This window comes from Mesorhizobium sp. P3_B5 (genome assembly GCF_056402815.1).
On the sequence record NZ_JBFUGR010000040.1, the window covers coordinates 1 to 993 of the forward strand.

At 67.2% G+C, this 993-nt stretch carries 1 protein-coding gene; it reads left to right on the forward strand.

Features of this window, described 5'->3' with window-relative positions:
- Positions 1 to 993: Ig-like domain-containing protein (locus AC1DVW_RS29665; protein ID WP_477327934.1), on the forward strand; the 993-nt coding region annotated here is incomplete at both ends.

A 993-nucleotide genomic window follows, 5' to 3' on the forward strand; every position in this document is an offset into this window, starting at 1 on the left:
GCTGGCGGCGTGGGGTCGGCGTGCGCGCCGCGGGCGCCGACACCACGACGGCGGTGATCACCGGCGCCGGCACCAACATTGCCGGCCTGCACGGCACGCTGCATCTCAATGCCGACGGCTCCTAYACCTAYCAGTCGACGGCCAACAACATCTCCTCGGCGACGACGGACGTGTTCGTCTACACCATCAAGGATGGCGACGGCGACCTGTCGACGACGACGCTGACCATCAACCTGGCGGATGCCGGGCTGRTCGCGCCGGCCGACAACGATGCCACCGTCAACGAGGCCGCGCTCGACACCACGATCACCGGCGCCGATCTTGCGGCAGGCACCGTGACCGGCAGCCTTGGCACCACGTCTGCGGCCGAGACCGATGCAACCAACCAGCTCAATGCATCGGGCGGCGTCGGCGCGCTCACCTATACGGCGCAGACCATCGTCGGCACCTACGGCACCATCCACATCAACACCGACGGCAGCTACGTCTACACGCTGACCAGCAACCACCTCAACGCACAGGCCAATGACGGCGTCCAGACCATCTCGGGCCTGGAGAACTTCACCTATACGGTCACCGACAGCGTCGGCAACTCCACCACCGGAAGCATCACCGTCAACATCGTCGATGACGTGCCGACGGCGGTGGCCAACTCCAACAACGTCAACGAAGGCGCGCTGCTGACCGTGACGGCGGCGGCGGGCGTGCTGGCCAACGACGTGGCTGGCGCCGACGGCTTTGCCGCCGCTGGCGGCGTGGTCGGCGTGCGCGCCGCGGGCGCCGACACCACGACGGCGGTGATCACCGGCGCCGGCACCAACATTGCCGGCCTGCACGGCACGCTGCATCTCAATGCCGACGGCTCCTAYACCTAYCAGTCGACGGCCAACAACATCTCCTCGGCGACGACGGACGTGTTCGTCTACACCATCAAGGATGGCGACGGCGACCTGTCGACGACGACGCTGACCATCAACCTGGCGGATGCCGGGC